This window comes from Rhodopirellula sp. J20-39 (assembly GCF_057365095.1).
The window spans coordinates 4,772,312-4,780,736 of sequence record NZ_CP195123.1 but is presented as its reverse complement, the minus strand read 5'-3'; the positions used below and the strand labels follow the sequence as shown (position 1 = coordinate 4,780,736).

Here is an 8,425-nt window from a genome sequence, read left to right as displayed (position 1 = left end):
ACGGGGGGCGGGAAGCTGAAATTCGTGTGGTGAGCGGTAATTTCGAGCCAGCAACTCAACGGGGCCAAGGATCTCAAGGCGAGCGGTGAGTCAACGGGAAGCAAAATTACCAATAAGGAAAAGCTGCGTAGGCGGCGCAATCTGGGCCGGGACGCAGCTTGCGAGTTTAGTCAGGGTGGCCTGCAACGCAACGAAAAACGCGTTGTAGGCGGGCTTTACGAGCATTCAGTCCGTTTGGAACGATTGCTCCGGCAGGATCGAATGCACTGCCGTTGGATGCCAGCAAACCCAGAAAAGTTCCGCGCTTAACGGTTATGCGGTTCGCGATATGCTCAGTCCCCTCATTCACGGGGGGCAATTGCACCGGTTCACCGGTCGCAAACGCGACACCAGTGCGGCAAACGCGAGCTAATTCGCCAGACGCAACCTTGATGCGCCCAGCGTGGCGATATCTCGCCGAGAGCGGCGGCTATTGAGGAGAGGTGCGATCTTGCAACCGAACTGGCGCAGAGCCGCCTTTCGCTACTTCTCTACCGAAACGTCGCCTTTCAGCTTGATTCGATAGGTGTTGATGCGATCCCGCAGTTTGCCGCGGGTGATGCCCAGGATCTCGGCTGCTTGGCTCTGATTACCGTCGGTTTCCTGCAAAACCTGCATCAACACATACTGTTCCATGTACTCCATCGCCTCGGAGTACACGTTGGTGGACTTCTGTTTGAGCAACCGTTTGACCAGCTGAGGCAACTCGGTGCCGTCGGCAGTGCTTGGCGAGTCCGAGTTGGAAACCGGCTGCGTGCTAGGGGAATTGGCTCCCTGTGTGACTGCGGTCGGCAAAATATCCGGTGTGATTACCGGCAGCACGGTATCGAGCACACATCGACGGATGACGGCGCGAAGTTGACGGACGTTCCCCGGCCAGTCGTACGTTGTCAGCATATCCACCGCTTCAGGCGACAAACCTTCCAGGTCGGGCTTGTTGAATTCGCTCTTAGCCTGGGCCAGAAAGAATCGGATCAGAGAAGGCACGTCACTGAGTCGTTCACGCAATGGCGGCAGCTCAATCGTGACTCCGTTGAGGCGATAGAGCAGGTCTTCACGGTACTCGTCGTCTTCGACCATCTGTTCCAACGGTCGGTTGGTGGCGGCAATGATCCGCACATTGGTGGTCAGTTCTTTGTTGCCGCCGAGTCGTTCAAATCGCTGTTCTTGCAGAACACGCAGCACTTTGGCTTGCACAGTCGGAGCCATGTCCCCAATTTCGTCTAGGAACAGCGTGCCGCCGTTGCATTGTTCAAATTTGCCCGTGCGTCGGCTCTCGGCTCCCGTGAATGCTCCCTTTTCGTGCCCAAACAGTTCACTTTCCAGCAAATTGTCCGGTAGCGCGGCGCAGTTCACCGCCAGGAAAATCTCGTCGCGTCGATGGCTGTAATTGAACAACGCCCGCGCCACCAGTTCTTTACCGGTTCCGCTTTCGCCGCGAATCAGGATCGGCACGTTCTGTTTGGCTACTTTGCCAATCGCTTTGAACACCTGCAGCATTGCTGGCGAGCGGCCGATGAACAGATCCTTGGATGAGTCAGCGTCGCCTTCGTCGGCCGAAATCGCGACCGGCACGCTACTGATTTGCCGTTGTTCGATTGCCTTTTCGACCAAATTGCGAAGGGGCTCGACCGACAGCGGCTTCCCGATGTAATCGAAAGCACCAAGCTGCATGGCTTCAATCGCAGTATCGCTGGCCGCTTCGACCGTCATGAAGATGACTGGAATGCGGCGATCGTGCTCTCGGATTTCGCAATACACAGCCAAACCGCTCTGGTCGGGTAGCTGGATATCCAGCAGCACAGCATCGAAGTCGCCTTCGCGAACTTGCTTCAGCCCGGCAGCGGCCGTTGTCGCGGTTGTGACGTCAGCGACCGAGGAAAGAGCCTTTTCCGTGAGTGCACAGATAGCGCGGTCGTCGTCAATGACTAAAAGGCGAGGCATGGACAAGGACTATTGGGCTCGAGGCAGGCTGATTACTTCCGCGGACATATTGTGTGTCATCATTGTGATAGACGCCAGTCGCTTTGGTTAGGGGACTCGTATGCGATTGGATCAAACCGGCTATGACAGCGGAATCGTGGTGGCGGGTAATCCACCAACTTACCTGCATGGGGGACGTGGTTGTCGGCCAGTTGGTACGGTTGGTGAGGGTTTTCCATCGAAGTGGCCGCTCGTCGCTGGAGGTGAAATCGCGGGGCTGGTTGTAGGTCGCGAGCCGATTTTTCCGGTTGCGACGATTTCTCGGTCAACATCCGGGCGGTGAGCGGTCGATAAATCGAATTGAGTGTATTCGATTTGTTTTTTTGTATTTGATGAGCTGCCCATGTCGACCGCGGCCCAAGCCAACCCAGAAGCGGAAGCGGTTCGCTCCGTTTCCCTGCGCCGCGATGTTCCGGCACTCGCTATCGTGGGTGTAACACTGCTGACGTTCGTTGCGGTGTTGACCCATGACCCCGCCGACCCGGTGCCCAGCGATATCTGGCCGATATCGCAATTTTACATGCCCGACGCGGCGGTTTATCCGCCCAACTCGACCGTCCAGAATGCGTGCGGTTCGTTGGGTGCGTTGATTTCGTCCCTACTATTTGATGCCGTCGGAATTGGCGTCTCGCTGATCATCGCGGCCGGTGGCGGAGTGGCTACGGCTTTGCTGGTGCGCGGTCAAATGAACGCGCCAGTCCTGCGCTCGTTGGGCGGCTGCATCGTTTTAGTCGCTGTTTGCACGGCAGCGGCGATGACGAAAATTGAAATGGTCGGGATGCCCGTCGTTGGAAACGGTGGCTATCTCGGTGCGATGGGATCGACGTTTCTATTGCAGCATTTTCACCCGGTGGGTTCGTGGATTTTGACGATGTCGGTGCTGGCCGTTGGCTTGCTGTTAACGACCGACTACATGCTCGTTTACGCGGGTAAGAAAGTCGTGGTGGGCGGTGCGTCCGTTTCAAGGAAATCGCTTGCTCGCGCCGCCGGCGTGATGCCAGTCACGTTGAAACGTCGTCGACAACCGTTTTCTGACCTTGATAGCCCGATCCTGCTCGATGGCGAAACTCCGCCGATCGTGGAGGAGCGAATTGATCCACCGGAACCTCAGATCTCCATTCGTTCACCGGGCCGAATTGCTGAAGAAGCCGCTCAGGCTGCGGCGGCCCAGGCGGCTGCCGAAGCGGAAGCTGCTGAGGCTGCGAAACCAAAGAGCGGTCTGGCGAAGGCGGCTGCGATCACCGCTGGCTTGGCCGCTGCGGCAGGACTGACCGCTGCCGCGTCGTCAGCGACGGATCAGGAAGCCGCTGGTGAAGACGCAAGTGCTGAAGGCGAAGACGAGTATGAGTACGAATATGAATACGAGGAAGAAGAGGAACCGGTTACTCGCGAGCTGAGCGTCGACGAGGAATTGTTAGCGTTGCGAAAGGATGAAAAGCATCCGGTTGAGCCGCCCAGTATTCAAACGCCACGCCGCAACAACATGCGGGAAGAGCTTGATGCTGCCGTGAAGGATTCCGCTGATGATCTGTCGGACTATCGCTTGCCAAGCCTGGAGTTACTTGAAAGCAGTGACGGGTTTGACTACGCCGAACAGGAGGCGGAGGCCAATAAAAAAGCGATCCTTTTGCAGGATACGATTTGCAATTTCGGCTGCAACGTTCGCGTGACCAACATCACCTTGGGACCGGTGATTGCGCAGTACGAAATCGAGCTGGAACCAGGGCTTCGGCTCAATAAGATCAGTGCGTTGGCAGACGACCTGGCAATTGCCTTGCGAGTCCCCAGTGTACGTGTGGTTGCGCCGATTCCGGGTAAGAATACGGTCGGGATCGAGGTTCCCAATGAAATTCGCCAGGTCGTTCGTTTGCGTGACGTGATTGAGCAATCCGACTCGCGCATCCAGAAGATGAACATTCCCGTGTTCCTGGGCCAGGACGTGTCCGGGGATCCCATGCCGGTTGACTTGGCCAAGATGCCTCACCTTTTGATCGCGGGTCGAACCGGTACCGGTAAATCGGTTTGTTTGAATGCGATCATCGTTTCGATCTTGATGTGCTGCAAACCTGACGAAGTGCGGATGCTAATGATCGACCCGAAAATGGTCGAGTTGTCGGGCTACGGTCGACTGCCGCACTTGATGCACCCCGTCATCACGGACATGAAGAAGGCGGAGGCGATTTTGGGCTGGGCGGTCGACAAGATGGAAGAACGCTATTCGCTGTTGGCGAAGGCGGGCGTCCGGCACATCAACAGTTACAACGACCTGGGCCGAGAAGAAGTTCTACGTCGTTTGGAAGTGGATGAAGACGACGGCGGCGACGATGTGCCCGATAAGCTTCCCTTCATCGTGATTGTTGCCGACGAAATGGCTGACTTGATGATGACGGCCGGTAAGGACGTTGAGCAACACATCATTCGTTTGGCGCAAAAGAGTCGGGCCGTTGGAATTCACTTGATCTTGGCGACGCAAAAACCAACCGTTGACGTTATTACGGGATTGATCAAGTCGAACTTGCCCGCACGTTTGAGTTTTCAGGTGGCGTCCAAGACGGATAGCCGCGTTGTCTTGGATGAAAACGGTGCCGATAAGTTGCTCGGCAACGGTGACATGCTGTTTTTGTGGCCCGGTACAAGTTCGTTAATTCGTGGACAAGGGACGTACTTGTCGGACGCCGAGATCGATCGCATCTGTGATTACTGCAGCAGTGGTGGCGAACAGAAGTTCGTCGGCGAGTTGATGAACATCAAGGTCGACGATGACGGCGAAGGTGGCGGCGAACTCGACGTTGACAATCTTCGCAAGAAAGACGAACTGTACGAGAGCGCGATTGAAGTCGTGATCCGCGAAGGTCGTGGTTCGCTGTCGTTGATCCAGCGTTGCCTGGGAATCGGGTACGGCCGGGCGGCACGATTGGTCGACTATATGGCCGAGGACGGAATCGTGGGCCAATACAACGGTTCAAAGTCGCGTGAGGTGCTGCTGTCGATGGAGCAGTGGAACGCGATGCAGGGGATTGAACCGGACGAAGAAGTTGCACCGGAGCCGCCGGCAAAGAAGTCAGCCGCATCGGCTCAACAAGCCCCCGCTCAAGCGGTGGCGGAGCCCGACGAAGAAGCATCCGAGTATGAAGAATACGAGGACGAGGAATCTTACGACGGTGAGTATGAAGACGTCGACGAAGATTGATCTTCACCAACGTCACTCACCAGCGAAGTCGCGACTGGGGATCCCAGTCGCGATGAATTAGCCAATCCGAGCTTAGCTCATCCAGCTTGGAAGCTCACCCGCTTGTGGCAGTTCGATGACCTTGGCACAAGTGATGGCGTCGATCGCCTGCAGTTCTTTCATCGCGGCTTCGGAGACGTCGCCGTCGAGGCTCAAGACGCCGATCGCCTTTCCGCCAGGCGAATTGCCTTCGCGTCCGACTGCCATTTGAGCGATGTTGATGCCGTGGTTTCCGAAGATAGTGCCGACGTGACCGATCATGCCTGGCACGTCTTGGTGCGAGAAAATGAACAAGCGTCCGTCCAAGAAGGATTCCAAACGGTAACCGTCCAGCAGGATCAAACGAGGCATTTCGTGGCCGAGAACGGCTGCACCGGCTTGGGCGGTTTTGCCGCTGCCAGATACCTCGACGGTGATGCTGCTGGTAAACGCACCCTGTTCGCTGTTGTGCTCAACCTTCATTTCGATGCCGCGTTCCCGCAACAACATTTCAGAGTTAATAACGTTGGCGTCTTCGACAACTCGTTCCAACAAGCCGGCACAGAAAGCATTGTTCAGGACGCGAGTGTCTTTGCCAGCGACGGCACCACGATAGGTGATGCGAACTTGATCGATCCCGCCACCGTGCCATTGGTGCAACAGCAATCCGAGACGGTGCGAAATGTTGAGGTAACTGCGCAATTCGTCGAGCGTTTTCGGATCGAGCGAAGCAACGTTCACGCTGTGGCGAATCTCGCCCGTCTTTAGATAGTTGATCAGCAGGTGGATGCCTTCGACGGCGACCTGAGTTTGAGCTTCTTCGGTGCTGGCACCCAAGTGTGGCGTGCAGATTGTGCCGGGCATGCCAAACAGCGGGCTGTCGGTGCAAGGTTCGTTCTCGTAAACGTCCAAAGCGACGCCGCCGAGCTTGCCTGACTTCAAACCTTCGACCAAAGCGTCGTGGTCATAGATACCGCCTCGAGCAACGTTGATTACTCGCAGACCGGGTTTCACTTTTTCAAGTTGTGCTACACCAATCAGACCCTTGGTTTCTGGGGTCAACGGTGTGTGCACGGTCAGGTAATCGATCATCGGCAGCATCTCGTCGACGGTCTCGACACGTTTGACATTCAACGCTTCGGCTTGGTCGTCGGTCAAAAATGGGTCGAACGCGATGATGTTCATGTCGAACGCACGAGCACGGCTGGCGACTTCGCGGCCGATCCGGCCCATGCCAACGATCCCGAGGGTCTTACCGGCGACTTGGTTGCCCATGAACTTCTTACGGTCCCAGCGTCCTTCGACCAAGCTCTGGTTCGCGGGAGCTAGGTTACGGCTCATCGCCAACAGCATCGCGAAGGTGTGTTCAGCGGTGCTGACGGTGTTACCAGCGGGCGTGTTCATCACGACGATTCCGCGGCGAGTCGCGGCGGGCTTGTCGATGTTGTCGGTTCCCACTCCGGCACGTGCCAACGCTCGCAGCCGGGTGTTGCCTTCGAGTGATTCGGCGGTGATCGTCACACCACTGCGAAGGATCGCTGCATCGAATTCGTTCAATGCCGAACGGAGTTCTTCACCTTTCAGTTTGGTGCGGATTTCATACTCAACGCCTTCGGTGGCTTGGAGTAGATCGATGCCTTCTTGAGCGATGTCGTCGAGAACGAGAATGCGGTGCATGGTTACAGATGAAAGAGGGTGGGGATCTGGAAAAGAAATCACGCTGGGATGGTCTGCCCGACACGTTGAGATACCCAACGCGTCGGACTTGGCGAAACGCGAGGCTTAACCGCTGTTGCGGCTTGCGAAGTCGGTCATGAAATCGCCCAAAGCTTGGACGCCTTCACGAGGCATCGCGTTGTAGATGCTGGCACGGATACCGCCAACACTGCGGTGACCCTTCAGAGCGGCAAGGCGATGCGAGCCCGCTTCGGAGATGAACTTGGCGGTCAGTTCGTCGCTTGGCAGATTGAAAGTCACGTTCATCAGCGATCGGCAATCGGCTTGAGCGTGACCTTTGTAGAACCCGTTGCTGGCGTCGATGATCTTGTACAGCGACTGGGACTTCTCGCGGTTGATCTCTTCCATCTTGGCCAGACCGCCCATGTCGTTTTGCAACCAGCGAGCGACCTTGCCGAGCACGTAGATCGCGAACGTCGGTGGAGTGTTCCATTCCGAGTCGTTGTCGTGGTGGTTCTTGTAGTGCAGGTAGCCAGGGATGTTTGGATCGGCGATGTCGAGCAAGTCTTTTCGCATCACGACCACGCTAACGCCGGCAGGACCCGCGTTCTTTTGGGCACAAGCGTAAAGCAGGCCGTACTTGTCGACCGGCAAGGGGCGACAAAGGAAATCGCTAGAAGCGTCACTGACCAACGGGACCGAGGCGGGGCATTCCGGTTCGCTGGCGAACTGAACGCCTTGAATCGTTTCGTTGCTGCAGTAGTAAAGGTAGGCTGCGTCATCGGGGCAGGTGTAATCGGCCGATGTGGGCAGACGGTCGTAGTTGGTGTCGGCGCAGTCAAAGGCGGTGACAACATCGCCCTCTTTCTTGGCTTCCTTGATCGCCTTTTTGCCCCAAGAACCGGTCAGCAAATATTGGGCTGTCTTGCCGGTTCCGCGAAGCAGGTTGGCCGCGATTGCGGAAAACTGCAGCGAGGCTCCACCCTGCATGAACATCACGCTGTATTCGTCGCTGATTCCCAACAACGACCGAAGCGTGTTTTCCGCGTCGTGCAGGATATCGACGAACAATTTGTCGCGGTGGCTGATTTCCAGCAGCGAAGCGCCGGCGCCTGGCAAACACAGGAATTCTTCCTGGACTTCACGCAATACCGACTCTGGCAGAACGGCGGGGCCGGCGGAAAAATTGAAAACGCGGTCAGTGGCGGATGCGGACGGGGCCGAGGCGGTCATGCGGAAAACTCTTCACGGAAAGAGTGAGGGGATGGGATTCGCGTCGATTTCGTGACGGGATTCTATGCTTCCCAGGCCATTCTTGAAAGCCAACCGATGCGGGATCGTGGACGTGGCATTTCCGCACGGATCACCACCGGAGCAACCCGTGAAATCCGATCAATCGTTCGAGGTTCGCCGGTTCCGGTGGCGGTTCACCCGTTCACTGACCGCTGCGCCGCCGGTCGCAAGCCAACATTGTGGACAAGCCGCTTTGCATCGGTCGTCGATGGAATGATTTCTCGC

At 56.8% G+C, this 8,425-nt stretch carries 6 protein-coding genes; 3 read left to right on the top strand and 3 right to left on the bottom strand.

Annotated elements, in window-relative coordinates; genetic code table 11:
- Window positions 1-522: 522 nt before the first annotated feature.
- Window positions 523-1,983 carry a sigma-54-dependent transcriptional regulator gene (locus ACR3ZL_RS17310; protein ID WP_473651865.1) on the bottom strand — a complete coding sequence of 487 codons (1,461 nt, stop codon included), beginning with the start codon at window positions 1,981-1,983 and terminating at the stop codon, window positions 523-525.
- 100 nt (window positions 1,984-2,083) lie between these two features.
- Between ACR3ZL_RS17310 and ACR3ZL_RS17305 the strand changes: the two genes are divergently transcribed.
- Window positions 2,084-2,305, top strand: a complete 222-nt coding sequence (locus ACR3ZL_RS17305; RefSeq protein WP_486172813.1) for a hypothetical protein — start codon at window positions 2,084-2,086, stop codon at window positions 2,303-2,305.
- A gap of 60 nt (window positions 2,306-2,365) precedes the next feature.
- Window positions 2,366-5,212 (top strand): DNA translocase FtsK, encoded by a 2,847-nt coding sequence (locus ACR3ZL_RS17300; protein WP_473651867.1) that lies wholly within the window; start codon window positions 2,366-2,368, stop codon window positions 5,210-5,212.
- A gap of 72 nt (window positions 5,213-5,284) precedes the next feature.
- On the opposite strand, the gene serA is transcribed toward ACR3ZL_RS17300, so the two are convergent.
- Together serA and serC are read right to left on the bottom strand one after the other, a co-directional pair.
- Window positions 5,285-6,907 carry a phosphoglycerate dehydrogenase gene (gene serA, locus ACR3ZL_RS17295; protein ID WP_473651868.1) on the bottom strand — a complete coding sequence of 541 codons (1,623 nt, stop codon included), beginning with the start codon at window positions 6,905-6,907 and terminating at the stop codon, window positions 5,285-5,287.
- 105 nt (window positions 6,908-7,012) lie between these two features.
- A complete protein-coding gene (gene serC / locus ACR3ZL_RS17290) occupies window positions 7,013-8,071 on the bottom strand; it encodes a 3-phosphoserine/phosphohydroxythreonine transaminase (RefSeq protein WP_473653534.1) in 1,059 nt (352 codons plus the stop codon).
- Between the two features lie 217 nt (window positions 8,072-8,288).
- On the opposite strand from serC, the gene ACR3ZL_RS17285 reads away from it, so the two are divergent.
- Complete coding sequence (locus ACR3ZL_RS17285) at window positions 8,289-8,417, top strand: hypothetical protein (protein ID WP_473651869.1); 129 nt, start codon at window positions 8,289-8,291, stop codon at window positions 8,415-8,417.
- The last annotated feature ends 8 nt before the right edge of the window (window positions 8,418-8,425 follow it).

Coding starts and splice junctions, on each gene's coding strand:
- ACR3ZL_RS17310 (WP_473651865.1), bottom strand. CDS start 1,983: ATGCCTCGCCTTTTAGTCATTGACGACGACCGCGCTATCTGTGCACTC.
- ACR3ZL_RS17305 (WP_486172813.1), top strand. CDS start 2,084: ATGCGATTGGATCAAACCGGCTATGACAGCGGAATCGTGGTGGCGGGT.
- ACR3ZL_RS17300 (WP_473651867.1), top strand. CDS start 2,366: ATGTCGACCGCGGCCCAAGCCAACCCAGAAGCGGAAGCGGTTCGCTCC.
- serA (WP_473651868.1), bottom strand. CDS start 6,907: ATGCACCGCATTCTCGTTCTCGACGACATCGCTCAAGAAGGCATCGAT.